Below are 26,399 nucleotides of genomic sequence, written 5' to 3'. Positions count from 1 at the left end.
GGATAGCCTAAACTTTTTTAGGGAAAATATTCAGGTTTTCTGCTTTACGTACGCTATCAACCCTGTTTTTTGCTCCCAGAATGCGGAATATAGTTTGTAGGTGTGATTTAACCGTAAATTCACTGATATAAAGTACTGAAGCTATTCCATTGTTACTTAATCCTGCTTGCACCATTTTTAATATTTCGAGTTGCCTTTTGCTTAATATTGATTGGGTGTTTTCCTCAGCAAATTTAGACATATTAGCCAAGCCTGTCTCTATATGATTTGGGATAACTGTTTCCCCTTGTATAATCTTTTCAATGCTGTCGATTAACTGTTGAACTGGCCAGAGTTTAGATAAAATTCCAACCGCACCTAATTCTAGTGCTTGTTGTAAAACTAAAAGATCCTCGCTTGCCGACATAATGACCACGGGTAGATAAATATCTCTTGATATAAGAGCTCTCATAAAAGAAATCCCACCCATTTGTGGCATCGAGAGATCTAAAATTAAGATATCTACATCGCTATGTGTTTTAGCGTAAATTAATGCGTCCTGAGGATCTTGAATACTCACTACTTCAAAGTCGGGTTGGGTTGCTGTTAGTAACTCTTTTAAGCCGTGGCCAAAAAGTGGGTGGTCATCCACACTTAATATTTTCATTAGGTAATTATCTTAAATTTGCACTAGCTAAACTGTACTCAGTTCTATTATTAATTCATACCTGAAAGTAATTGTTCCGGTAAATTTACTACTAAAGTAGTAAATAACTCATGTTTACTATGAAGTTTTCATAGAATCCTCTCGACACTTGTTTGTCACTTATGAATTTCGATCTGTGACCATTCTTTAACGTATATCCTGTATTGATATGAAGGATCATTAACTGGTTGATTTGGACTTATATTTGAAGTGAGGTAAAAATGAATAAAGTAATAATTAAACAGATCATTGCTGGGGCGGCGATATTGACCATGGCAGCCAGTGTAAACGCAGGTATTTTTGATAAGTTAAAAGACAAGTCAAAAGAAATAGCTGAGAAACTTGCCAATGAAAAGCAAGTAGAGGCGAAAGACAGTGCAGGTAGTGCAGCCACTAGTACTTCCACTATTAGCCTTGGAGACGGGCCTGATGACAGCTTAATATCTTTCACTAAGTGTTCAGACCTGAAAGTGAGTAATGTTATTATTGGTAATGTAGGAAACTACACCTTTCAGCAAGGCTTTAGTAAAGAAAAACGCACGGGGTTAATCAATCGTGAAAAAGGTCAGGTGACTAAAGGTTGTATTCTGCCTTCTTTGCAACCTATGCAAAATATCTATATGGAAGTTGATACTAAAAAGTTAAAAGCTAAGGGCAGTTCTAATGATTGGCAAATGCAATGTGTTCAGTCTGCCGATCCGGGCGCTGGCGTGGTAACTGGCGCTACAGAATTCCCATATAAAACCAGCTTTTTAAGCGGTAAAGATATGATGTTACATTGTGGCCACTCTGAGAAAAATGTCGAAGCATGTGCGGAAGGTAGTAACAGTAGCAGAAGCTCAGCTTGGAGCAAAAAGTTGAAAGCTAACGGCAAAACTATGCTGAGTGTTATGGCGGTGAAGAGTACTTTGGCTCCTGCCCAAGGAGAAAAGTTATATTGTCAGTATTACAATTCTAAAACATCAGAAAGCCTGTTTGCTTTTGAATACTTAAGGGTTCGCTGATAGTCATTAGGTTAATGATTATTTCATTAGCTAATGAAAAGGCCTTGATTTATACCAAGGCCTTTATTTATGCTGAAACATTAAAAGCGAGAAGGGCAATAACGGAGCCACCATAGCGGGCTCGGTCAAGCTGATTTTGTTCTCTTGCAATGGATGTTCATGTAATTATCTGTAGCAAGATTAATGTATAGGAAACTTTGAGTATTTTGCATATTTAACACTCCAAAAAAAGCGGCTCAAAGAGCCGCAATAAAATTAAGTCTATAGAATTTTCTAAATAAAATTAGAAGTCATAAATAATACCAGCATAGTAGTTTCGGCCTATTGAAGCCCAACCAAGAATTGAGCCACGACTAGTAGTCCAATGATCGCCACCATTCTCGTCTGTCAGGTTGTTAATACCCACATAAACATTCGCTTTATCAGTTAGGTTATAACTAGCACGAAGGTGGTGAACATTTGAGTTACCTGGATGATCTGTCTCATACAACTCAGCAGATGCATCGTCATTCCATCTTCCACCTTGTCTAAAGTTATATGTCCAGCTTGCACTGAATTCACCTTCAGAATAAGTAGAAATAAGTTTTCCCGCCCATTTAGGTATAGCTAATTCACCAATTTCATTCTCGTAAACATTATCGCCACTTGCATAATCCCGCTGAGTTAATGAATCTTCGTATTGACGTGTTGCTACTGCTTTAAATCTAAAATTGTTAATACTGTAATCAGCTTCAATATCTAAACCACGACGACGGCCTTGATCAGCATTTAAATCCGCTGGTTTAACAAAATTAACATCACCAATGTTTTCTCCTGACGTCACACGTGAAGTTTGGTCACAAAAAGCATTGTCAACAGAGCCGGGTGTTAAATCAACACAGTTAGATAACATAGCTCCAGCACCAAATTGACTTATCATGTCTTCGAGTTTGATATCAAAATAATCTAATGAGAAGCGCAAACCTTCAACATAGGATGGTTGATAAATCAAACCTGCAGTAAGGGTTTTAGCGTTTTCTTCTTTCAGATCAGGGTTACCTGCAGTAATAGTTTTACCAGTAATCGTTCTAATATTTGATTCCCAGCCATCCTCTACTATACCTAGCAAAGCACAGTTATCTTTACGACGACCATCAGCTGGGCCACCTGAGATGTTATCTCTATCACATGGGTCGTTATAAGATTGAAAGCCAACTGACTCACCACCAAACAACTCACCCAATTGCGGTGCCCTTACGGCTGATGAATAGGTTGAACGGAAGCGAAGCTCATCATTGATTGACCAGTTAATACCCGCTTTTGCGCTAGTAAATGACGAGGCTTCTGTTGAATATTCTGCTTTACGTATCGCAAATTCCAAATCTAATGATTTTGCAAATGCTTGATCAGCAAATACGGGTATTAAAGTCTCAGCATAAGCTTCATGAATGGTACGACTACCATCCATCGGCTGTTGTGAGCTTGAAATATTTCCCGACTGCCATAACTCAGATGGTTTATAGTCTAGGCTCTCATAACGCACTTCATAGCCAGCACTCATTTGCACTACCCCTGCAGGTAAATCATAAAGATCGCCAGCAACGTTAGCTGAGAATGCATGGTTAACAACTTCTGTTGTATTAAAATGCTCATCTAAAACATAATCAAGTACTGCTTGTGATGGACGATCGAAGTAGCCTTTGTATTCTGGGCAGCTACCATTATCCACACATGGTCCTACCAAAGAAAAAGTAGAATCATTAAAGCGATCATTTCTTAATTCATTACCTATTAATAAATTACTGTCTGACCTACCACTAGTAAAATTAGCATCCCATGTCCAATTGTCATTTACATGGCCAGACAACGTTAGGTTAGCAACTAAAGATTCGCGCTCAGTTTCATGCCAGCGTGGACCCGCTTCATACATAGTTAAGTGCAAATCAGTCCAACCTGCATCTGCAGTTCGAATGTGCTCAGCGACCGCAGTTGGAATATCCCAACCCAGTGCTTCCATATCGCTGATATTCCACCAGTCCCCATAAACAAATGGCGGGTCAATCTCTTGTCTTGATTCCGCTTTTACGTAATTCACATCAGCCACAAGATCAAATTTATCAAACGAATATGCGACTTGAGCATAAGCCATAAGGCGCTCAAATGGGTCTTCAATATTGCCCCATTTGTTTTCAAAGCCGCCTCGGTCTTCACTTAACCACCCAGCGTAAGTATTAGAAGCATTGGTTCTTTTGAATGGATTACCATTTTCATCAATACCAAACCAATCTCTTTCATTGTATTCGTTATTCCAAATAGAGTAAGTTGGCGCATCGCCTCCCCACCTTACTGAGGTTGCATCTCTTGTTGCTATATTATCTGGAATACCATCATTTGGACCTGTATTACGAGGGTTACCTACACTTCGCATTGAAGCATTAGAGAATCGACGATCACGTTGAGTTAGTGCTGATTCATTTAGGAAATCAACTGAGAATGAAAAATTACCACGGTCATCATCAAAATTCAGACCATGAGTTATAGTAATATTACGTGAGCTGCCGCCACCATCTTCACTAGCACCTACTTGACCACGAACACTTGTACCTTGGTAATCTTTTTTAAGAACAAAGTTTACTACGCCGGCTACCGCATCAGATCCATAAACGGCAGAAGCACCACCAGTTAAGATTTCAATACGTTCAACCAATTCTGATGGGATCATACCTACATCCGAGTACAAATTCTGAGCATCATCAGAAATTGGCACCATACGTTTACCGTTAACTAATACTAACGTACGGTTTGTACCCAAACTACGTAGGTTGAGTGTATTGAGACCTGCATTACCAAATGAGTAGTTACCCGTAGTAGAATCTAGACCTTCACCAAATTGTGGCATAGTCGTGAGTAAGTCATTGATGTTCACTGCACCTGAAATCTTGATATCAGCGGCAGAAACGACAACTGTAGGAGTCGGTGCATCAAACGTAGTACGGGTAATACGAGAGCCTGTTACTTGAATACGTTCTTCTAAGTCATTCGGCGTGTTACTTTCAACTTGTGCTTCTTGAGCAAAAGAGCCCAACGTTGTGGTGGCAAAAGCTGCACCTATGGTAACGGCGAGCAAGCTTCTACGAGCTTTTGGTGTTTCTAGCATATTAAAATTCATGGTTATCCCCTTAATCTGTATCTTTTTTGTATTATGTAATGTTTTACTTTTTGCTCATTGCCAATATACGTATTGCCCTAGTCTATGAGCATGCAATATTGACGATGCCTTCTTCATATTGAATTCAACATTCGGAATTCAATATATTGTATACAATATATTGAAATTGGAAGCAAAAATAAATATAAAACAAACAGCATTAGTTAAAAGGGCGTCCAAATTAATTACTAACTGCTTCTTTTAATTCTTTTGACTTACTCGCGACTCAAGGCTGGTTACTTCTGTAAGGTCACAAGGGACTGTTTTACTTAATTTTGACGTTTCAAATTAGCCATTCACACGTCCATGATCATCGACATCCATGTCGAGCTGTTCAACTAGGTGAAGCCGTGTTTCTAAAAAGACCAATTTCACCCATGTCATTTGCTCCAAAAATAAGCCTTTTTGTGCTGAAACTTTAAAAGCAGAGAAAGCAGTGGAGGAGCCACAAGAGCTGTCCATCTGCTAAGCCAATGCTTTTATTTTTTTATAATGTATTGATTTAATAGTAATTTTATTAGTTTGTTACAATGGGGGGCTTTGCAATTATCGCTTAAATAATTTAAAAAGCTTTGCTGATTCCACTGACAAACTTATTGAAAACTATGCCGCCCTAGCTAGACGCGATTTGGCCGCTCTGAAGAATGAAGGTATTGAGATTGCAGAAGCCGAAATCGGCATCAAGTTTGAAGAAGTCACTAAAGTAATTTTCGAACAATTAGGACTGGCTGTTGACGAAGACCTTGGTAAATTAATCAACACCGCTAGAGATCAAGCTGACATTTTGATATCGGTCAGTGAAGATGACGTCATTATTGGTGAAGCTAAAACCTGTAAAAATGGAGACTTTGCTAAATATTCCTCCACATCAAGACAAGTGAAAGCCTATGTGAACCGCTGCGAAAACGCGGGAAAACGAGTAGCTCAGGTATTGATAGTCGCCCCTTCTTTCTCTGACGATTTTGTAGAATCAGCAGAAATGGACACAGAAGTGAATATTTCATTATTAGAAGCCGCGGGATTGAAACTAATTCTGGATGCATTCAACTCAAGAATACACCCTAAATTTTCGGCAAAATTGTTCACTAAAGGTGGGTTGTTGAAAGCGGGGTTAATAGCTAAAAATATTTAGCGCCAAAATTATGAAGTTACCCATAGTAATAAAATGCAAAACCTTAGGTTTTGGCCGATCGGTATCATGGTTAGGCTGTTAATGCTGATTTAAGTTAGCCCTGACCCTAGATACTTCTTAATAGATACTTCTTAATAGATACTTCTTAAAACTCAAGTTAGTAGTTGATGATTAAACTTTAGAACTCAATTTCAATAATTGAGTTCTATTTACTCAATATCGTAACTAGAATTTCACACTAAACAGCGCTGGATTCCAATCTTTTGAGCCCATAGACAGTGTATGACCTGCAACGTTTGCGCTACCAAATTCAACGCCTGCATCAACACGAGCTGTGACGCTACCTGTAGGTTTACCGGTTACACCTTCTACCGTAACATCCATGCAAAAATTCGCAGTCACGCCTGGGGAAGAAATTGACGCAACATCGGCACCGGCAATTTCACAGCTATAACCAGAATCGGCCGTTTGACTAAGAGTACGAGTTAGCAAGTTCATGCAAATACTGACCTTCTTGCCAATGTCAATTTTGCACGTCAATGGGAGGCTGGCATGTTTCCCGAACATAGCGATATTTACTGTAGTCTGCACTGCAATTTCACTGTCGTTTATGCCTGCGTATTCTGTGAACACGCCACCATCAACGGCAATACTGAAATTACCTAGACTTACGTTGGCGCATTGTTTCACATCAGGGGTGCCAGGTACTGCTGGAGTGCAAGGGCCTGATATTGTGTGGTGACAATGTTTGTCAGGATGCTTGATAGTTGGACAGTGATACTTTTGGGTGTATGACGACGCGCATTTTTTAGGGGTGCCGGGGGTTCCATGGATAGTGACACACTGTTGCGCAGAAAAGTCACTGGCGACTGTGTTGTTCCAAGATATCAGTTCATCTGCTATGGCAAGTGATACCGTAAAAACATTAAGAATTCCGACTAAAAATATAGCCTGTGCAAATTTCATTTTCATAAACTTCCTCATTATACTTATATTTAATTTTAGGTAATAAGTTAAGTTTAACAATGACTTAACAGTAAATTTACTGCAGGAAGTTTATGCTCGAACTGAATTTTATACAATATTTCATTTATTTTTTTTAAAAGTGTATTTTAACCCAACAAATATCGTGAAGACTTAATTGGGGTAATGCAGGTGGCAAATTGAAAGTTTGCATGTCGCCTAGCTATGTTGTAATTTCGTCGGCTATTTCTGAATGGTCCCAACTATTACATGGCTTTTGATGCCGGATGTGATCTGAATATTTATACCTAAGCTGGAGTAATGTAATGAAAAGTAGTTTCCTAAAAGTTGTTCTTGTTGGCCTGGCGCTTTGTGTTTCAGCGTGTACAACCCTATTTGAACCCAAAGTTGAGAGTGCCGAAATAAAAAACGACAAAATATTTTCATCACTGGCCAGTTTGTCACATCTAACGGTTAGTACTAGCGGAACAGGGTTTCATAGCTGCCTGGGCCGCGGCGCTGACGCCACGTTTAGCCAGATGGATGACACCAATGTTTCGTTGTCTTTAGTCTCCACTGCTGCATCGAATTCTGGTGAAAAATCTGGCAACTCTGGGGGATCAAACGAAACTGAAATGTCAGGGCGAACCCCTGCAGTGTTGCTGGCACGTGAATTTTTTTACCGTGCTTGTGAGTTTTCAAACAATTACCAATTGACCAAAGAAGAGGCCTTGAATTTGTACCTTAAGACCATGACTACCGTAAGTGAAGGATGGCAAGCAGAAACAGCCAAGACCACCATCACTACTGGTGAAACTTTGAATGTCAATGACACAACCAGCAATCCCGAAAGCAGCGCCCAAGTAGCAAATTAGCCCTCAAATTACTCGGCCCAGTACGTATGCATGAAAGTCCTTATTGGTCGTTGATTGGATAGTATAAGTATTAAGGGCCGTTTAAATTTAAAAGCGATTTATCATATTTGCCACAGAGATACAGAGAACAGTTCAAGTGATTTTTGGAGGTTTGTGTTGTACTCGCATACATGGATGCTGATACTTAGCGCTCCCTTACGGTGGCTGTCCACGTAATGTTTTGGTTGGGCTGTTAATGCAGATTTAAGTTAACCCTGACCCCAGATACTTACCACATTACATGTGGCAAAAAATAGCGGCTATAAATTATAGCCGCTTAAAAAAACCATCCATGGAAACACACAAAATAAATCGTTACATCAAACCTAACCCCCTCTAATAAAAGGCTTAAAGCTTATTTTCTTGGCTTAACAGTATGGCCTCTCCGTCCACTTCTACTTCGGCCTGCACCCGGGTTTCAATTGTTCCTTGATAGTCAGGATTGAGGGTGAATGCATGCTGTTTTTGCACAGTTTCGTAGGGTTTAAAACTAATCTGCTCACTGTGGCGAGAGTTAAGCACGGCATCCGAGGGCAGTACTTCAAAATGCAACTTACCTGCGCTTTCTCCCGAGTACGGACCTGTCAACTGAGCTTTGAGAGTAAGTGTAGTGCCCTCACTTTGCACTTGGCTGCTTAAGTACACGCCATCGTAAAGTTTGACTGATGCCAATTGTTGCTGTTGTAAGGTGAGTCCCTGCCATTTTAGTTGGCTAGACAGCTCGATCTTGTCTGCACCCTCGACCTGATCAATGACAAGGTTGTTAATACCAGGTGCAGAGGAAAAGCTTGTTAGGGACTGTTGTTTAATTAGCTGGCCTTGACTATCTAACCAGCGTAATTGTGCGAGGGTTTCTACCTTCGCCTCGCTAGCATTGACTATTCTGATATAGGGTTGTTGCTGGTTGTAGGCTATTGTGCTGCTGATCCCCGAAATGGTAGCGGCTAAGGACGGATTGGCTGTTTGTTTTAGCTGTTCTATGATGTCCGCTTCGGTTTTATCTAGACTTTTTTGTATTTGCCCGTGCTGTTGTGGGTCGGTTAGATTTGCAAAGGCTAATTGCAGAGTGCTTTGACAAAATTCGGATATAGAAGGCTTGGCAGTACAGCTTCTAAATACCCTTTGTAGCTTCTCCATTGGCTTGAAATGCCAAGGATTGGCCGCTGTACTCATATTATATTTGTTATAGCTACGCTTATCCTGCAAATAGGGAGTGATCCTATGACTCACATCACTGGCTAACAGGCTAATATTGCCTTGCACTAATTGCTTAGTAAGCTCAGCTGTTAGGGGATAACGAATACTTTGCTGGGCATCGCCCGCTTTTAAGTTAAGCACCAAGCTAGCCCCATCAAGGCCAAAACTTATACCCAACTGTAAATTCTTCGCCATAGCCAGGCGTAATGTTGAGGATAGGGCCTGTGCGTAATAATCAGCCTCGATGTTTTGCCCTTTAAACACGATACGGTCCCCTTGCAACAGGCTAATGCTTAGATATTGATCCAGTTCATTTTTTGCTTCTCCTGTAAAGTTTTTCCGAAAACTCACATTGTCTTCATGCACGCTTAAACCCAAGCCGACACCCACTTTTCCTCTGTGTATTTGTTCTTGCTGAAAATCGATCAGCAAACCAAAACCTAAGGGGTTGTTGTTGCCATCTATGTTGATGAGTGGAGAAGGAGCGGGCGCCGGGAAATCGAAAATAGGGTGGTTGCTTGTTTGCCTGTTATTGGGCAGCAATATGTCTAATCTGGCAATTTGTGATTCATTACTACTGCGGATCCAGTAGGCGTTGCCATCTTGCTCCCAGGGACCAGAAGCAATGTGAAAACTGGAGCGAATATTTTGCACGTATTGAGCAAACTCCTGCTCAAGGTGTTGCCAGTCAGGGAACACCTCTTTTAACAATTTACTGGCTGTGGGTAGGGTTTGCTCACTGTGAGGATTAAGTGCCATGAGTTTGTCTCTAAACAGAGAAAAATACTGGGCGCGTTTGGCATCATCGAGCAAAAAGTGAATGATGAAAAAGTTTAATCCCCGCTTAAGAGCTGGGTTATTATTGATTGCATCTATGCTCGGCTGAGCCAACTCAGCGTACTGTTTTAGACCGGTTTCCACATAGTTCATCGGTGCTCTGTCGAATACCATGACAGTCAATTGTTTATTGTTTGGGTCATAAACATGATGGGCTATGGAGTCGGCGAGTCCTTCGGTGATCCAGTTAGGGGCCCAATTTGAATGACCACTCAGGGCCATGTGGTAGGCGTGCATCGTCTCGTGGATCACTATGTAGCGCTGATGCTGCTCTCGGCTGCTGGGGAAACTATAACCCGCCCTATTATAATACATGGTTTCGCCACCGGCGGTATCATGTACACCACGCCTAAATCCATCGTCCAACATGGCTTCTCTGGTTTTTGTGCGACTGGATCCATATATTACGGCAATGCGTTGCTGTTCTATATTGGGCGGTTCAGCACCAAATAGGGCCACATAATGAGGGTAGGATAACTCCAATAACTCTAAATATAGCTGTATCTTTTCCTCTGGCAAATCACTTTTAAGGGCAAAATGTTTACTTACCCACCACTGGAAACCCGTGCTGTTGGTGATTTTTCTAGCACTGTAAGTGTAGGGGATCTGCTGACCTACATTAACAATGTCTATGTGTTTTAGAGTGGATACTCGGCCCGTGACAATCACTTCTGCTCGCATTTGTGCAGGCGCAGGGATTTCGGTCTTAGGTTGTGGGAAGTCGGTACTTACATTTGGAGGTGAAACGGAGTTACAGGAGGAAATAGTCAGCAACATCATAAGGCTATATGTGACTTTGAAAAATCTGTTAGGAGTATAAAAGAACATAAAATAAAACTTTAAATATATTGTATACAATATGCTAACAATTTGGTGAGTGATGTAAAGCTTTATGTAATAAACATGTTATCTGTTGGTCTTTTTTAATCGTTGCCTTTTGGATCCTTTAGAACTTAAATTTTAATCTGACCCGATAAACCCTTTCCAAGTTAGGAACTTGGGGGGCCCATAACTCAGCCGTATCCGGCATTAATAGGACAGCGGCATTAACAGAGCGGCATTAACAGGACCGAGGCATTAACAGGACAGCCACGATAATTCTTTTCTCACATACATGGATGCTGATGCTTAGTGTTTAACATGTTCACCTGAGATCATGCTCATTGACCTTTATTTGTTTTTCAAGCTTTGAACATGAGCTGAATGTTTTAAGGTGGCTGTCCACATAACTCCGCGTCTACAATTGTCGATCTCTAAGATTAAGTATCCAATAAAAAGGGCTGATTATTCTGCATTTTTAACGAATTGGAATACTTGCTTAATTACCCTCTAACTTTTGTAACTTCTATTAGAAAACTAGTGCTTACCCATACTCGCCATTTATCGGTATCGACTTTACCGGCGCCAGCATCTCTCTCCGAGTAGGCCGCGTATTGAATCATTGTCATTAGTTTTTTTTCGTTCAGCACTAACGCCAACACTGTCCGTCAATGTTTTATATCATTTATCGAATGACCAGTATCTTGTAAGTAAAATGTATCTAATATCGATACGATAAGGAAGGGTTTTATGAATTTATACGCCAAAAAAGGCTGCTAAGTACGGATTATGTTAATGTGTTGTGAATAATATGTTGTTAATCGTGTCTATAAAAGATACGGTTGGTAATCTAAACTAAATGATTCAGATGTCAATAACTTAACAATGTCTGAAGTACACCTTTTAATAAGCAGTATTAATTTAAGCGAGATCATAGGGGAGAGTTAAAATGAGTTATTGGACAAAGTTTGTCGTCGTCCTAGTTGTTATTTCTGTTAGTTACTTTAGTTCGAGCAATATCGCAAAGGCTAGTCTGTTATATCAAAATGTTGAATTAGGCGGCGAAACAGTCGGATTGATTGAGTATGATGAGTTAGCAATTGATCGTACTTTAGGTTTGACCAGTTTATACGAAGACCCGCTCGCCGATATTGCATTTACTATTGATGGTGTTTTTCAAACCTATTTAGATGATTTGTTTTTCACCTTTTTCTTCGATGTCACCGATATAGCCCAGGGCGTTACAGGCATACTGTTTTGGAGTAGTGAATTCAATATTAACGCGACCACTATCCATAACAGTTCGTTTGATCACTTAGGCACTTTGTCTTTCAGTCCACCAAGACTTGAGCAATCAATACAAGTTCCAGAAGCCACATCATTGGCCACCTTTATAGTGGGTTTATTCGCGATATTTGGAATGTTTCAACGCAATATGGTTTGTGGCGTTAATCGTTCAAAATTAAATGGCTTTGAAGCTAACTAATCTCGCACCTGTTGTTCCAATTTCACCCATAAAATTCAACGGAGAATTTTTAATGAAACGACTATCAAATAAAATGTTGGTGGGCCTATTATCAACTTATCTTTTTAGTTATCAGGCAATGTCTGATGTTGTAGTCTCTATTACTTCGATGACCCCCGAAGTTTGTGAGAATGTGGCAACGAAAAATGCCGAATGTACTGGCAGACCCTATGGTATTTTTAGTCTATCGCGAAGTGGTAGTCTGGCCCAAGCATTAACCGTTAACTTAGTGAATCAAAGTGCAGCTAAAATCGGTACTTACATTAATCCCATACCTACTTCCATCACTTTTGCGGCTAATCAAAATAACTATTATCTGCGGGTAACGCCAATTGATGATGAAGTGGGGAGAGGAACGAAGTCTATCGAACTTAGCGTTGCTGATTCTGAAGATTATACAGTAAGTGCTAATCGAACTGCATTCATGCAGTTAAATGATGATGATCCGTTTGTTAGTCAATTTCAAGGTTATGTTATCGATAATGAAAATGCTGAGCTTGTCGGTGGCTGGGCGTTTTCATCTTGGGAAAGTAACTATTACAAAGATAATTACGCCTATGTGCAAGGCAATGGTGGTGAATCGTCTATTAAATGGAATTTGAATGTGCCCCATTCAGGAGATTATCGACTTTATACTCTGTTGCCGGATAGTGGCACGCAGCGCGTGACTGATGCCAAATACGTGATTCAACATTCTCAGGGAACGGATGAGTATTATGTTGATCAAACCATAGAGGAGGGAGGTAAATGGCATTACATTGGCACCCATCATTTTGATCAATATTTAGGAGGAGCTGTCACCTTAAGTAATGCAAGTACAACTTCGAGCTCAAACTCTTTTTTTATTGCTGACGCGATTCGCATCGCGCCGGTACAAAATATTGTCGATAATACGCAGAGCATAAAGTTGGGCAATTGGCATTCTTCTACCGCTAAAAATAATTATTACGGTGAAGACTATGAATATATTTCCACCGAGTTGGGGGGAACTGCAAGTAGCGTATGGCAGCCTAATATGCCTGCTAGCGGTGATTACCAAGTGCTATATTGGCTGCCTGATGGTGACAGCACTAGACTGTCTGATGCGAAAGTTACCGTTAAACATGCCGCTGGCGAAACGCAGTATAACATCGACCAAACGCAAACTAACCAAGGGCAATGGCTGACATTAGGTACTCATCAGTTTCTGGGCGGGTTGTCTGGTTCGGTTACGCTTAGCAATGATAATTCTTCTGGGTCTAAAAATGCGATCGCTGACGCATTTAGATTTGATTTGCTTAGCGTCAATGAGGCTGCCTTTAACGTTGCGCTCAACGCCAATACATCAGCTGACTCCGTTACTGAACCCTACGCAGCAAATAATGTGGTTGACGGCGTCGTTTCAAATGACTCGCGATGGCTAAGTGATACCAGTACTACTCAGCACTGGTTAGAGCTCGACCTTAAAGAAAGCTTTACCATCCAATGTGCAGCTATACATAATGGCTATAACAATGAACCGGGTATTTATAATTTCGCTCTGCAATACAAATCTAATGGGAGTTGGTTGGACATCCCTGGAACTAGCGTTTCGGGTAATGACAGTAATGTAGTGATGATTGAATTTGACAATATTGTTACTACTTCAAAAGTGCGTTTGATGTCGACTGATACTCAGCGTCTAAAGATAAAAGAAATAGAAATTTATAATAACTCCGGTGAATGTCCATTAAGTAGCCAGTTAGCTGGTCCACCAGAAATTTACCTTAATCAAAGTGGATTTAATATTAATGAAAGCAAACGTTTTACTGCACCAACAGTAGCGAATGGTACCGCCTTCAATCTGATTAATGCTAGTGATGATCAAATTGTATTTAGTGGTACGGTGCAAAACAATATTGGTGACTTTAGTAGTGTTAATTTAGTTACTTCTGGTACCGAATATTACATTCAGATTGGTGACATTCGTTCGGTTGATTTTTCCATAGGGTATTTTTGGAATGAAAAAGTGTCGTACCAGAATGCCGTTGATTTTATGGCATCATCCCGGTGTTACTTTGGTAGCCATCCAAGTTGTCAAACTGGTATTGCTTGGCGTGATGCTCATCAATTCAGCTTCGAGATACCAACACTGGTCGCTCAGTATCTGTCTAATCCTTCAGCTTATGACCGTATGCCAAATAAGGTTGATTACCAAACGGTATATAATGGCACCGATTATGGGAGTAATTTAATAGGAACGCCCGACAGCAATGCGCCAGATGTGGTTAAGTTGATGCATTTTGCGATTAATCTTTACAAAAAGACCGGGGTTAATCATCCGTTGTTTAAAGAACAAATAGCATTTTTCTTGCATGCATATCCCGATATTGCGAATTATATTTCGGCAGCTGATTATCAAGTTATGCTGAATTACATGTCTGAAGATCTGTGGAGTAATCCAAGTCGTAACATTAGAGGTTGGTATGAAAATACTGTAGCAAGCTATACCGGTGACCTATTTCAAACTTATACACAGATTGGAACTGGAAAGGGATCATTTCCACCAGGACATTCGATCATGCCGAATTTATTAATGTATGAAGTGGCGCTTAGAGAAGGCATGCCTGAGGTAACGGTACAGCGTTTTCTTAATACTGCCATTGCGCAAACAAATGAGATTATTAACAACGTAGACTGGTTAGATCCAACGACAACCAAGGGGCAACGAATGAGCGAACATGTCACCATGGAAGGATTAGCCTATTTTATGCGAGTGTATCCTCAGTTTGCTCCCGCAGGCCTGCAGCAAAAAATTGAGCAATGGTCTGACGTTGTTATATCGCGGTCTTCCAATCTTTGGGATTTTAGAAAATACGGTGATGGGGCAAATGAATGGGTGATCCCAGATTTTAATGAGCCTGGCAATGTTGTTGGCCTACCAGCGGCAATATATGCCGCGATTCAGGTGTTAGATGATGCTAATCAAATAACTAGACTCCGTGAAATTGCCACTGCACATTTCGATGCGATGTTTGGTAGAAATCCAACTGGACGGCATTTTTCGTATAAAGGGCCCAGCGAGTTTCAAGGTGTGGAATTTGGTTGGTATAGCCGACACGATGGCTTAGGTAAACTCAACGATGTAATCGCGGTAATAGATGGCTCTCCGAAACCACAGCATTATCCCTATAACCCTAATGCAGGTAATGTGGGTTGGACTGAAGGATGGATTGCGTTTAATACCGCTTGGAATTCCAGTCTGGCTTATAGTGCCTTTGATAAAACTACTATTCAGGTGTTGGATCAAAGTTTCATTAGTGAACTATCAAATATTGCTAATTTAGCTCAGAAAATTGGTATTGAGTTGGTAGCTCCGCTTAATTTTAATTACGTTCAGGCCGAAACTGGTAACGTTATAATTGAAACTTCTGGTGGCGATAGAGAAGTACTTGAAGTAACGGAAATTAGCCAGAATTCAAATAAATTTCGAGGACTTATTAGTTTATCTAATTCTCCCGCTGTAGCTAATGATGGGGTCATTCAGGTTAATAGCGGCGACACTGTACATATTTCGTACGGGTTGAGTTATTTCAAAAGAGAAGTTGTCTATCAGGAAGCTCAGGGACAACTCAACCTTCAGTAAAGCCAAGGAGCAGTGATGAGGTTTGCTGTCAGATAATGAGCTATTAACATGGACACCCAAAGCAACAAAGTATGCAGTTTCAGTTATTTTGTTATTTTTAAAAATGGGTGTATTCATTAGCTGGCAGTCTCGAGTTATTTCGAGCCAATTACTTATTTTATTAAGTACATCCATACATACACTTAACCTTACAGGCCAGCTTAAGCTGTTCCATATTTATCCCGTAAATATGGCCAACGGCATTAACAGAACAGCCAAGATAATTCTTTTCTCACATACATGCTTAGTGTTTAACATGTTCACCTGAGAACATGCTCATTGACCTTTTATTTGTTTTTCAAGCTTTGAACATGAGCTGAATGTTTTAAGGTGGCTGTCCACATAACTCCTTTAGCATCATTGATGGCAGCAAATATTAGCAATTTAAAATAAAAAACTGTTCGTCATATTTTGTTAATAAAAACTAAACATTAAGGCATTACTATCTGGTCTATACCAGTTTCATCGGGAAACTGGATGTGTGATCAGGAGAGTGCAAATTGAAAACAGCTATTTTGATGCCAGCATTGCTGGGACTGGCCTTGGGATCTGTTGCGGACATTGCCAATGCAACAGTAAATAAGGCTTTATTGATAGGTATTGATGGTGTGCAATATGAACAGTTGCAGCAAGCTAATACCCCAAATATAGATAGCTTATTGATAAGCAAAGCCTATTGTGGGGGAATCAGTAATTCTAGTAATCAGCAGCAAACGTCTAGCGGAGCTAGTTGGTCAACACTTCTCACGGGCGTATGGGCCAATAAGCACGGTGTGATCAGTAATGATACAACGAAAGCTAATGAAGCGTTTCCGTCCTTGTTTAAACGTATAGACGAAGCTAAACCAAATGCATACACGGCCAGTATCATTAATTGGGCATATCCCAATAGTAAGTATTTCGCCGATGAAATGCCTTTAGTTGATTACCACAAAGAAGGTATATCTGATGAGAATGTTACCTCAGAAGTTGTTGCTTTGTTGCAAAATCAGGATCCTGACTTTATTTTTTCGCATATTGATGCGGCTGATGGTGTAGGACATGCCGAGGGATTTACTGCTAATTACCGCAGAACGCTTGAAATAGTGGATGGCCAAATTGGTCAGATGTTAGCGGCGGTAAAACAGCGGGAAGCCCACTATGATGAAAAGTGGCTGGTATTGGTGGTCACCGATCATGGTCGTGGGACAGGCGGCTATGGCCACGGCGGCCAAAGTGTGCAAGAAAAGACCGCGTTTATTGCTAGTAACTACGCAGCTATGAATGATGAATTTTTTGTAAACCTCAGTGCACCAGGCAGCAGCGACCTTGAACTGCTTTATGGTTACACTAACCAAACCGCTGTGGCTCCGACTATATTACGTCACTTGGGGATTGAATTAACCCGTCAGGATCTCAGTGATGGAAATGCACTAATTGGTGAGCTGGGCGTACGTAAATTAATAGCAAAAATTGATCAAGAGCCAAATCAAGTTAGTTTAGGCTGGAAAAATGCTGGACAAACCTTGTCGCCAATACATATTTTTCGTAATGATACTTTGATTGCCACCTTGAACAATAACGAAGAGTTGTACGTAGACACTCTTGGTTCATTGGAAGTCGGGCAGCATCAATTAGACTACAGTGTGGTTGCCAACGGTAACAGCCAATCTGCCCGCACCGAAATCACCGTATTGGAAGATATTGATTTTAACGATCTACCGGTGGAGCAACTTAGTCACTTTTATTCCTTCGACGATGGTCTGACTGACCAAGTCTCGCCAGCTATGCTCAGCAGCGAATATCAGGGCGTAAGTGCGAGTGTTGATAATTTTGGTAATAAAGCTTTGTCAATCAACCGAGACAATGGCTATTTCCTTATGGAAGATGACTTTTCACAAGGTAGCTTTAGTTTAGGATTTTGGTACAAATCCGATGGTAGCCAAGACGATCCAGCCATTATTAGTAACAAAGATTGGCAAAGTGGTAAAAACCAAGGCTGGATACTTGCTAATAAGGGATCATCCATCAAATTGAATATTGGTGATGGTACAGACAGAATAGATCTTGATGCCAGTTATACACCCAATTCTTGGGTGTATGTGGTAATGGCTGTTGACCGTCAGTTACAACAGGCCACGCTGTATGTCTTCGATCCGGTGTTGGGTAAACAAGTTAAGAGCGCGGCAATAAATCAGATTGATGAAGTTAGTTCACCTTTTTCCGTGGTGGCCTTAAACGAAGATGCGACTACCCGTTATCAGCAAAACAATTGGCATATGACTATGCAGTTTAACGACTTAGCAATATGGCATGACACATTGTCGCCAAGCGAGCTACAGGCCATTTATCAAAGCACACAATCACTGTCAGCTCTTTTAGGTAAAACGACATTTGAGCGTCTGCCAGTCGCTAAGCTAAAACACCTATACAGCATGGATGGAGGGCAATATACAGATACTACCCGTGCGCAAGATTTACAGGCAAGTTCAGTCAGTGCGAGCAATACAACGCCTGGCCCCTTAGGTGATGCTATTACCGTTAATCGTGATGCCGGTTATTTGTACTTAACAGACGATGTGAGTCAGGGCAATTTTAGCGTGGGGTTCTGGTATAAATCAGATGGAAGTAAAGATGATCCAGCCATCGTTGCCAATAAAGACTGGCAAAGCGGGCGCAATCAAGGCTGGATTATCGCTAATATTGGCGAGCAGATTAAACTTAATCTTGGGGACGGCAGTAACAGAATCGATTCGAACAATATCCCCTATAGTGCTAATACATGGATTTATGTGGCAATGGCGGTAAATCGTAGTGAAAAGAAAGTCACCCTCTGGATCATTGATCCAATTCTGGGCAAACGAAGTGAGGTGTTAGAACTTGGTGCGCTTGGCAATATAACCTCGCCGTTTGAGATCATTGCATTTAACGAAGACGGCAGTGGTCAATATCAAACGCCTGGCTCTCGCTTGAGCATGGATATGAGTTTTGACGATGTCGCCATCTGGACCACGGCCCTTAGAGACAGCCAAATTGATGCTATCTACAGCGAGGGGAAATCTATTGCCAGTTTGCTGCTTAGCCCATCTTATCTGGCAGATATGGACCATGATGGCGATGTTGACCGCACCGACGTGAGGATCTTTGCGCAGTTGCTTAGATCAGGGACGTTGTTAAGTGAAGATTATGATTTCAATCAAGACGAGCAAATTAATTTAAGTGATGTGGGGGCGATGGTGCAGTTTTGTACATTGGCTCGTTGCCAAATCATAAATTAAACGACTAATTTAATTAATAAATCAATAGAAGTGAAAAATATACCAATGAAATATGTAATAAGTTTTATATTGTTGTTCAGTTTTGGGGCCAATGCCACGTTGTTGAGCATTAACACTGACCAAAGCAGCTACAAGGTGGGCGATACAATAGTGGCGCAGGTCAGTTTGTCAGAGCTTGACTCAGCGCTGAGATTGTTTCAATTTGATTTTAATTTTACCTCGAAAATTATGTCGTTCATGGATATGAGCTTCGGCTCTTCGTTTGGGCAGGGTATAGACAGCGATCAAACTGCACTTGATTCAGCAAATTCTGTATATGTAGAGGAATACAGTTACCTTGCAGACAATGAGCTTAGTGCCCTTCAACCGAGCCAGTTTATTCTAGCAACACTGCGCTTCAAAGCCCAAGCCATAGGGGATACTATATTTTCTGTTAGCGCAGATTGGTTTGGCGATGTAAGCAATCAGGGAGTGCTAGTCACTTATCAAATTGATAACTTTTCAATCACAAATGACCCCAGTCATCCTGTGCCTGAACCGGCAAGTCTGCTAATACTATTAAGCGGTATACTGGTAATATTTAAAATCAGAGCAACTAAATAAGCAGACAAAAAGTTTGGTGTTTATCCTGTCTCTTATGCACAAATCCCCGTTAGGCAACTAACGGGGATTTTTTGGTGAACTGTATACTCAAAGCTGACGAGATCCATTTTTTATTCGCTAATATGTTTTCCAGTTGGTTGTGCTGGATAATGTATCTGCAACAGTATTTAGCCCATCCATGGGCTACACCTAAAGCTGTTAAAATGTTTTCCCGAAACATTTTTCACCCATCTAGTCCTTGGCCCAGAAATTAACAGTACAGTCATGATAATTCTTTTTGAATGTCCAAAGTCTATAATGAACTAGGTGGTGCACTTCCAATTAGAATCTAAGATTTAATTATCCATTTAACTCCAATAAAACAAACGTCAGCTCATTTTATTACTTTTTAAAATTGGAGGGATTGGTTAGTCTTTAACTCTTGAATTAAAGTCGATGACTAGATAAGTCTCATGTTGGATTATAAAAATGGCTCAAGGCAACAATAAGAAATTACTGGCTAAGAAGATTCGAAAAGGTGATAGAGGTTACCCAATAGCAACGATCGCTTTCTATGGTCCCAGCAATGAAATTGCAACAAAAGTTGTTTGTGCAATCATAAGTAATAATAGCGCAGACGCTGAACCAATAAAAAAATGGTTTTCATCATCTGAACTCAGAAAGTCAGAACCTGTTTTGAGGAAAGTACTAGACTTTATAGATGAAAATGAGGCGAATACCGTTAGCATGGTCGAAGAAATAATAGGTTGTCCTCACGAAGAAGGAATTGATTATCCGCAAGGTGATTTTTGTCCTGAATGCACATATTGGAAAGGCCGAGATAGATTCAGTGGCGAGATGGTGCATTAAAAATATGACTAGGGATCTGCAGGATCAGGTTCGTTGAAGTATAAAAACTGGATAGGGCAGGCCAAATTATCAATAAGACAAATTACAGAGCCAGCCAAAGTAAACCAACCCCTTTTTAGATCTTTTCTCTGTGTTCTCTGTGCCCTCTGTGGTGAATAGTTTTTGTTTTTTTCTGTATTACCGGCTTCAGTCTGCAGTATTCTGTTTTTCATTAACATCTATCTACAATTCACTGTTTTTTAACCTTTTTTTTCGATAAACCTTGTCCCATCAAAAAATATAGCAATAATCGGGCGTGGTTTTATTTATTGAGTTTATATAGTGCAATTATTAGCAGTAGAGTGTTTAGGTAAAACACTTAAGTTGGAAGGTTCTATGGCTGGTTGGCAGCAGCTATTTTGGGGTGATGATTGCGTTTCGCAAATTAGTGCCAGTGCCGACAGTGATAAATTTTCACATCGATTTTCTTTACAAAGTGAGCAGGGCGATCTTCAAGTTGAGCTCAGTGGTGCGTTGCAATGGCAGCCTTTTGAACTGCAATTCAAACTTTTAATTAATGATGAACTTGTACATGAAAATACACTTACCGAAAAAGACATAGAGCAAAGGCAAGTCATTCAAGGCACAAAACAACCGATAAAATTTAGTTTTATTGGTATGGCGGGTTTGGGTTTAAAACTCTTTAAAAGTGCCAAGATCATTAAAGTGTTGTTTGCTGCTGGCAGTTTAGCCGCTTATAGCTGGTTGTTTTCTATTGAGTTTGCCATAGCCCTGATATTTTGTTTGGTGTTTCATGAATATGGTCATATCAAGGCGATGAAGTATTTTGGTTTAAAAACCAAAGGTATTTATCTTATTCCTTTTGTGGGCGGTTTAGCCCTCAGCGACGATAAAATTAATACTCGCTGGCAAGATATTGTGATTTCAATAATGGGGCCATTTTTTGGCTTGATATTGTCTATTGTTTGTTTAGTGGGGTATTGGCTTACTGATATAGAAGTACTCGCAGGTTTAGCGGTATTTAATGCGCTGCTGAATTTATTTAATATGTTACCTGTGTTGCCTTTAGATGGTGGCCACGTACTTAAAAGTATCGCTTTTTCAATTAACTCTCGTGTAGGTATAGTCGCCTGCGCATTGGGAGCCGTGTTAGGTGTTTATATCAGTTATCACTTTGGTTTGGCTTTGTTAGGTTTTTTACTTGCCATAGGTAGTGTGGAAATATTCTTTGAATATAAACGCCGACATCTAAGTGAGCTATTGCCTCTTAATCGTTATGCGCAAATCATTTCTATATTGTGGTATGTCATCACTTTGGGTGGCTTAAGTGCCATTATTTGGCTGGTGGGTCAAACAGACAACGGTGCTTTATCATTACCACTGCAGATATTGAGTAGTTAATGTATCTTCATCTCTAAGCTATTTAGTGGATTTGGAGCAAGGAGTTGTGAGGGCAGGGTTGTTGAAAGTGCTGAATTAACAGGACGGTCGCCATAGTGCTTTCCTAACAGCACTAAACAATTCAAATGGTTGATGTTAGGTACTCAATGTATGCCGCCTGATAACAGCTGCTGCGATATTTTCACCATCTAATGGAGCATACCGTCTCTTTAAAGTCACCGCTGATTATTTTGGCTCTGCCAAGTAAGGCCTTGCATAAGCCACTCGCTCTACTATGTGTTAAATTTGTATTTTATCGAATATAGCTGATTGTTTACAGCGAGCCAAATTGTGCTCATTCCTAGTAAAGTGTACAAAATATTTACAATTTTATTACAAATGCATTCACGTCATTATTACTCTGAACCGCCTATTTCTAAAGGGCTTTGTAATAATCCGTCAGCCTGATGGATAAATTCGTCTGTTTATTATTCATTTTTAGTAAGTATTAATCTATTTGCACTTTTATAGTCGCTCAAAGAATAATAACTCTAAATAGGGGTAAACGATGAGAACTTCAAAAACCAGCAGCCTTATGCCGCTAAAATCTAAAAAACACATTATTGCGCAATGTGTTTCTATGGCAGTACTATGTTTGTCAACATGCCACACTGTTAGTGCTCAGGAGAATAAAGAAGACAACACATTTGAAGTGATCGAAGTGACCGCACAAAAGAGAGTGCAGAACGTAATGCAAGTGCCTATTACCGTGGGGATTGTTAGTTCAGCTCTGCTAGAGAGAAGTAATTCTATTATGTTGGGTGATATAGATAAATTCATCCCAGGTTTTGATTTTGGTGATGGCAGTGTGACACAGGCAGGGGTTAGTATTCGCGGTATATCCAGCCCCAATATTTCCGTTGGCGGTGACCCTTCATCAGCGACTTTTTATGATGATGTTTATATGCCAAGGGCAGCGCAAAATGTATTGTTCTCTGATATAGAGCGTATTGAGGTGCTCAAAGGCCCCCAAGGTACCTTATTTGGCCGAAATGCCGCCATGGGTGTTGTTAATATTATCCCCAAAAAACCAACCGAAGACAGTGAGGGATTTGTCAAACTCAGCCTTGGAACCGATTCCCTAAAGCGTGCTGAAGCAATGGTGAATGTGGCCTTGTCTGATGCTGTTTTTATACGGGCAAACCTACTGACTAACTCACAAGATGGTTTCGTTAAAAATATCGCCGAACCTGAGTGGAATAATAACTCTAAAATTCATGATCTCGGTGCATTGGATCATCAGGCTGCTCGCATTTCATTGTTGTGGGACGTAGCACCTAGCAGTGAATTTCAATTATCAGTCGAACTTGACGATCTTAATCAAGCCCCGCCTATGGCGGTGGGTATTAGTGAGTTTGCCCTTAATGGTGGTAGCGATCCATTTGCCGATAGGGTCGAAAATGATGTGCGAAATGGGCTAGAAAGTCGCGATATGTACGCCGTCACCGCAAAGTTTCTACACGAGTTTGATGATTATTGGTCAATGAAGTTTGTGACCAGTTATCGTGACTGGGAAACAGTGAACCGGGAAGATGAAGACGGAACAGGTCAGATTAGCCGCTACTTAGATACTTCGAACAATGAAGATTCAAGTATTTTTTATACAGAACTACAAGTCAATTATGTTAGTGATAAAGTCAGTGCCGTGGCCGGTTTTTCCTATTCCAAAGAGGATGTATCTCAACAAACTGAGCTAAACCTTACCGCCGATACCATTGCCCGGTTAACTACTGGTGAATTAAACAATACTATTCGTGGTGGTGTTGCCCAACAACTGGCAGCCGCAATAGGCGGAGATTCAGATGAAGCCGCCGCCGCAGTATTTGGCCCAGGCGTGACTTTTGAAGCTGCTGTTGATAGCACCTTTGCCGCTTCAGGCTTTCCTCTTGATCATCTCTGGAATGCAGATGAGTGGGCCGGTGCACTTAATGCGTTAGGTTTTGCCGAGCCTATACTGCAAGCGTTGGGCATGGTGGGGGGAACACTCAATGGTGAAATTGTTCAGCAAACTGGCGATTTAACTTATGACTTAGTCTCTGAGCAACTAGGTGTGCCTGAAATATTTGGTCCCAGCCACAGCGGTCAGTTTTGGCAAGAGAATATCTTCAATACCGGAGATTTTACTAATTGGGGCATATTTGCCGATCTAGATTACGCCTTTACTGCTAAGTGGCATCTAATTGCTGGTCTACGTTATTCAAAAGATTCAAAGGATTTCAGTTGGTTTATCCCCGCAACCACTTTTGCCGAAACCAGACCAGGAGTCAGCAATCAGCTGTTCTCGCAAGCTGATATAAGCGCTTCTGATTCTTGGAGTAAAGTTACCGGTCGACTAGTCAGTAACTACCAGATTGACAAAAACCAAATGGTATTTGCGTCTTATTCAACCGGCTACAAGTCTGGTGGATTTGACTCTCTATCGCCTATTGACCAGTCTGCAGGGCAATCTGCATTTGCACCAGAAGACTCTAGTAACTTTGAAGTTGGTTATAAAGCCGTCCTCGGAGAACGTGTGATAACCAACATCAGTTATTATCAGACCGAATTGGATAACTTTCAGGTTGCAGTTGAATCGAAGCAACCAGGCAGTTCAACCGCAGTCCCCACCATTATCAATGAAAACCGACAAATTGCCGGTTTCGAAATTGATATGCGCTGGATGGCGTCAGATTCACTGACCCTAGGTATGGTCACAGAAATACGCAATACCGATATCGATGCTCCTTCATTCTACGACAGCAGTGGGATCCTACTGCCAGAACAGAGCCGTTCGTTAGATGCAAGCACCAACTATACACTCACACTTGATTGGGCTCCGAATTTTGATCTAGCTGTGGTAAACGTACATCTGGATTATGTTTTTGTTGAAAACACAAACGCACAACGTATTGATATTCAAGCCTTTGAATTGGCCATTCCGGATTACCTGAAGGATCTAAAAAAGTTGAACGCGCGATTCTCTGTGGCTACTCACGACGAGACTATGGAGGCTGCACTATGGGCACGTAACCTATTTGATGAGCGTTATGTCGAGTCAATTGGCAATATTAGCACTAACACCATAGGCACACCTTTTGCCAGAATAAACCGTGGTCGTGAAGTTGGCGTGGAATTTAAGTACAGCTTTTAACTATTAGTATGAGATCCACTTATAGGGTGGATTTTTTATGTTGAGTCTGAATTCATAGCAATGCTACTGTTGTTATTAATATTAATTAATACATAACTAGTAGAAACACTATGTCAGTATTTTTTGCACATTTCGCCTTTGCACAGATGGCACTCTGTTTTATTTTACTGCTGCCACTATTAAAGAAAAGTCTCTCAATTAAGATGTTTGCCTTATTAATGCTGTGTGGATGTGGCTATTTGTTAAGCGACCTTTTTGGTCCGTTAAACAAAATGTCCATTGTTTGGTGGGCCGGATACTTGTCGGGTAACTCGCTACCTGGTGTTTTTTGGTTGGTGTCACTCAGTGTTTTTTCGGATCGTGAAGAACTCAAGGGCTGGCATTTTTACGTCGCGTCTATGACATTGCTTATACCTACAATCTCGACGCTAATTCAGTTGGGCTTTAACTTTGATTTACGCCAATTTACTGCTTTTTATGGACTCGCCACTTATGGAGCATTAGGCCTAGAGCTGGTTCTGATTGGTCATGCTCTTGTGGTTGTCATCAAGAATTGGCAAGCCGATTTGGTGCAGGAAAGACGTTACATGCGTGGCAGTGTGATTGGATTAATTGCTTGTTACCTAGTAGTAGTTATTGTTGTAGAGCAATTGTTTAACCTGCAGTGGAGTTGGTTAAATATGGTTAAATATGTGCTACTTACCATGTTGACCATCGCGGTTAACCTATTGTTATTCTCTCTCAAAGAAGGAACCTTATTTGATCCTCCAGTTAAAAAACCGCAAAATATCCTACATAAAAAAGCACACTCACCTGAACTAAATCGAGTTTTGGAATGTATGTTGAATGAAAAACTCTATCGCCAAGAAGGCATTACGATAAGTGTATTTTCCCGGCACTTGGGGATACATGAATACAAGTTACGTCAGATCATTAATGGTGAACTAAATTATCGTAATTTTAATGACTTTTTAAACTTTTATCGTATCCAGGAAGTCACTGAGAACTTGTCGCAATCTGCACATCAACAACTTCCGGTGTTAACACTGGCACTAGACAGTGGATTCCGTAGTTTAAGTTCCTTCAATAAAGCATTTAAAAACAAACACGGGATCACGCCTACCGAATACCGTAACCAACAGGCATTAACTAACTGATATCCTACGTTTTACTGCTCAAACGCCATAAACAATAGACCGATTGATATAAAAGCT

At 40.7% G+C, this 26,399-nt stretch carries 17 protein-coding genes; 11 read left to right on the top strand and 6 right to left on the bottom strand.

Annotated features, from left to right (window positions below):
• Nucleotides 1-7 precede the first annotated feature (7 nt).
• Nucleotides 8-646, bottom strand: coding sequence for a response regulator (locus GARC_RS11570; protein ID WP_007620116.1), 639 nt, complete (start codon nt 644-646; stop codon nt 8-10).
• 260 nt (nt 647-906) lie between these two features.
• On the opposite strand from GARC_RS11570, the gene GARC_RS11565 reads away from it, so the two are divergent.
• Entirely contained in the window at nt 907-1,689 is a 783-nt protein-coding gene (locus tag GARC_RS11565; protein WP_007620115.1) for a hypothetical protein, read from the top strand.
• Between the two features lie 283 nt (nt 1,690-1,972).
• Here GARC_RS11565 and GARC_RS11560 read toward each other — a convergent pair whose 3' ends face one another.
• Both GARC_RS11560 and GARC_RS26750 read right to left on the bottom strand, forming a co-directional pair.
• On the bottom strand, nt 1,973-4,837 hold the full coding sequence (locus GARC_RS11560; RefSeq protein ID WP_007620113.1) for a TonB-dependent receptor plug domain-containing protein: 2,865 nt from the start codon (nt 4,835-4,837) through the stop codon (nt 1,973-1,975).
• A gap of 327 nt (nt 4,838-5,164) precedes the next feature.
• On the bottom strand, nt 5,165-5,338 hold the full coding sequence (locus GARC_RS26750; RefSeq protein ID WP_007620112.1) for a hypothetical protein: 174 nt from the start codon (nt 5,336-5,338) through the stop codon (nt 5,165-5,167).
• A 166-nt stretch (nt 5,339-5,504) separates the two neighbouring features.
• Here GARC_RS26750 and GARC_RS11555 point away from each other — a divergent pair, with 166 nt between their 5' ends.
• Entirely contained in the window at nt 5,505-6,008 is a 504-nt protein-coding gene (locus GARC_RS11555) for a hypothetical protein (protein WP_007620111.1), read from the top strand.
• Nucleotides 6,009-6,233: 225 nt separating this feature from the next.
• Here GARC_RS11555 and GARC_RS11550 read toward each other — a convergent pair whose 3' ends face one another.
• On the bottom strand, nt 6,234-6,980 hold the full coding sequence (locus tag GARC_RS11550) for a hypothetical protein (protein WP_007620110.1): 747 nt from the start codon (nt 6,978-6,980) through the stop codon (nt 6,234-6,236).
• A gap of 317 nt (nt 6,981-7,297) precedes the next feature.
• Between GARC_RS11550 and GARC_RS11545 the strand changes: the two genes are divergently transcribed.
• A complete protein-coding gene (locus GARC_RS11545; RefSeq protein ID WP_007620109.1) occupies nt 7,298-7,846 on the top strand; it encodes a hypothetical protein in 549 nt (182 codons plus the stop codon).
• A 387-nt stretch (nt 7,847-8,233) separates the two neighbouring features.
• On the opposite strand, the gene GARC_RS11540 is transcribed toward GARC_RS11545, so the two are convergent.
• Nucleotides 8,234-10,699: a hypothetical protein gene (locus tag GARC_RS11540; protein ID WP_007620108.1), complete on the bottom strand. Its 2,466-nt coding sequence runs from the start codon at nt 10,697-10,699 to the stop codon at nt 8,234-8,236.
• Nucleotides 10,700-11,241: 542 nt separating this feature from the next.
• Nucleotides 11,242-11,367 carry a hypothetical protein gene (locus GARC_RS27575; protein ID WP_264370922.1) on the bottom strand — a complete coding sequence of 42 codons (126 nt, stop codon included), beginning with the start codon at nt 11,365-11,367 and terminating at the stop codon, nt 11,242-11,244.
• 320 nt (nt 11,368-11,687) lie between these two features.
• On the opposite strand from GARC_RS27575, the gene GARC_RS11535 reads away from it, so the two are divergent.
• The 8 genes from GARC_RS11535 (at nt 11,688) to GARC_RS11495 (ending at nt 26,342) form a co-directional block, all read left to right on the top strand.
• Nucleotides 11,688-12,224 (top strand): hypothetical protein, encoded by a 537-nt coding sequence (locus GARC_RS11535; protein WP_007620106.1) that lies wholly within the window; start codon nt 11,688-11,690, stop codon nt 12,222-12,224.
• A 52-nt stretch (nt 12,225-12,276) separates the two neighbouring features.
• Nucleotides 12,277-15,867: a golvesin C-terminal-like domain-containing protein gene (locus tag GARC_RS25950; protein ID WP_007620104.1), complete on the top strand. Its 3,591-nt coding sequence runs from the start codon at nt 12,277-12,279 to the stop codon at nt 15,865-15,867.
• A gap of 539 nt (nt 15,868-16,406) precedes the next feature.
• Nucleotides 16,407-19,163, top strand: a complete 2,757-nt coding sequence (locus GARC_RS25945) for an alkaline phosphatase family protein (protein ID WP_007620102.1) — start codon at nt 16,407-16,409, stop codon at nt 19,161-19,163.
• A gap of 45 nt (nt 19,164-19,208) precedes the next feature.
• Nucleotides 19,209-19,766 (top strand): cohesin domain-containing protein, encoded by a 558-nt coding sequence (locus GARC_RS11520; RefSeq protein ID WP_007620100.1) that lies wholly within the window; start codon nt 19,209-19,211, stop codon nt 19,764-19,766.
• Between the two features lie 468 nt (nt 19,767-20,234).
• Nucleotides 20,235-20,615, top strand: coding sequence for a hypothetical protein (locus GARC_RS11515; protein ID WP_039989401.1), 381 nt, complete (start codon nt 20,235-20,237; stop codon nt 20,613-20,615).
• A 321-nt stretch (nt 20,616-20,936) separates the two neighbouring features.
• Complete coding sequence (locus GARC_RS11505; protein WP_007620089.1) at nt 20,937-22,016, top strand: metalloprotease; 1,080 nt, start codon at nt 20,937-20,939, stop codon at nt 22,014-22,016.
• A 547-nt stretch (nt 22,017-22,563) separates the two neighbouring features.
• Entirely contained in the window at nt 22,564-25,185 is a 2,622-nt protein-coding gene (locus tag GARC_RS11500) for a TonB-dependent receptor (RefSeq protein ID WP_007620088.1), read from the top strand.
• Between the two features lie 110 nt (nt 25,186-25,295).
• The gene (locus tag GARC_RS11495) at nt 25,296-26,342 is read left to right on the top strand and encodes a helix-turn-helix domain-containing protein (protein ID WP_007620087.1); all 1,047 of its coding nucleotides are present in this window, start codon (nt 25,296-25,298) and stop codon (nt 26,340-26,342) included.
• The last annotated feature ends 57 nt before the right edge of the window (nt 26,343-26,399 follow it).

Origin of the sequence: Paraglaciecola arctica BSs20135, from assembly GCF_000314995.1 — a bacterium.
Taxonomy (GTDB): domain Bacteria; phylum Pseudomonadota; class Gammaproteobacteria; order Enterobacterales; family Alteromonadaceae; genus Paraglaciecola; species Paraglaciecola arctica.
Note: the sequence above shows the minus strand (reverse complement) of the source record. Positions and strands in the feature narration are given on the sequence as shown.

Excerpts from the sequence above, each read along its gene's own strand:
- GARC_RS11570 (WP_007620116.1), bottom strand. The coding sequence starts at position 646 with ATGAAAATATTAAGTGTGGATGACCACCCACTTTTTGGCCACGGCTTA.
- GARC_RS11565 (WP_007620115.1), top strand. The coding sequence starts at position 907 with ATGAATAAAGTAATAATTAAACAGATCATTGCTGGGGCGGCGATATTG.
- GARC_RS11560 (WP_007620113.1), bottom strand. The coding sequence starts at position 4,837 with ATGAATTTTAATATGCTAGAAACACCAAAAGCTCGTAGAAGCTTGCTC.
- GARC_RS26750 (WP_007620112.1), bottom strand. The coding sequence starts at position 5,338 with ATGGACAGCTCTTGTGGCTCCTCCACTGCTTTCTCTGCTTTTAAAGTT.
- GARC_RS11550 (WP_007620110.1), bottom strand. The coding sequence starts at position 6,980 with ATGAAAATGAAATTTGCACAGGCTATATTTTTAGTCGGAATTCTTAAT.
- GARC_RS11545 (WP_007620109.1), top strand. The coding sequence starts at position 7,298 with ATGAAAAGTAGTTTCCTAAAAGTTGTTCTTGTTGGCCTGGCGCTTTGT.
- GARC_RS11540 (WP_007620108.1), bottom strand. The coding sequence starts at position 10,699 with ATGATGTTGCTGACTATTTCCTCCTGTAACTCCGTTTCACCTCCAAAT.
- GARC_RS27575 (WP_264370922.1), bottom strand. The coding sequence starts at position 11,367 with ATGACAATGATTCAATACGCGGCCTACTCGGAGAGAGATGCTGGCGCC.
- GARC_RS11535 (WP_007620106.1), top strand. The coding sequence starts at position 11,688 with ATGAGTTATTGGACAAAGTTTGTCGTCGTCCTAGTTGTTATTTCTGTT.
- GARC_RS25950 (WP_007620104.1), top strand. The coding sequence starts at position 12,277 with ATGAAACGACTATCAAATAAAATGTTGGTGGGCCTATTATCAACTTAT.
- GARC_RS11520 (WP_007620100.1), top strand. The coding sequence starts at position 19,209 with ATGAAATATGTAATAAGTTTTATATTGTTGTTCAGTTTTGGGGCCAAT.
- GARC_RS11515 (WP_039989401.1), top strand. The coding sequence starts at position 20,235 with ATGGCTCAAGGCAACAATAAGAAATTACTGGCTAAGAAGATTCGAAAA.
- GARC_RS11500 (WP_007620088.1), top strand. The coding sequence starts at position 22,564 with ATGAGAACTTCAAAAACCAGCAGCCTTATGCCGCTAAAATCTAAAAAA.
- GARC_RS11495 (WP_007620087.1), top strand. The coding sequence starts at position 25,296 with ATGTCAGTATTTTTTGCACATTTCGCCTTTGCACAGATGGCACTCTGT.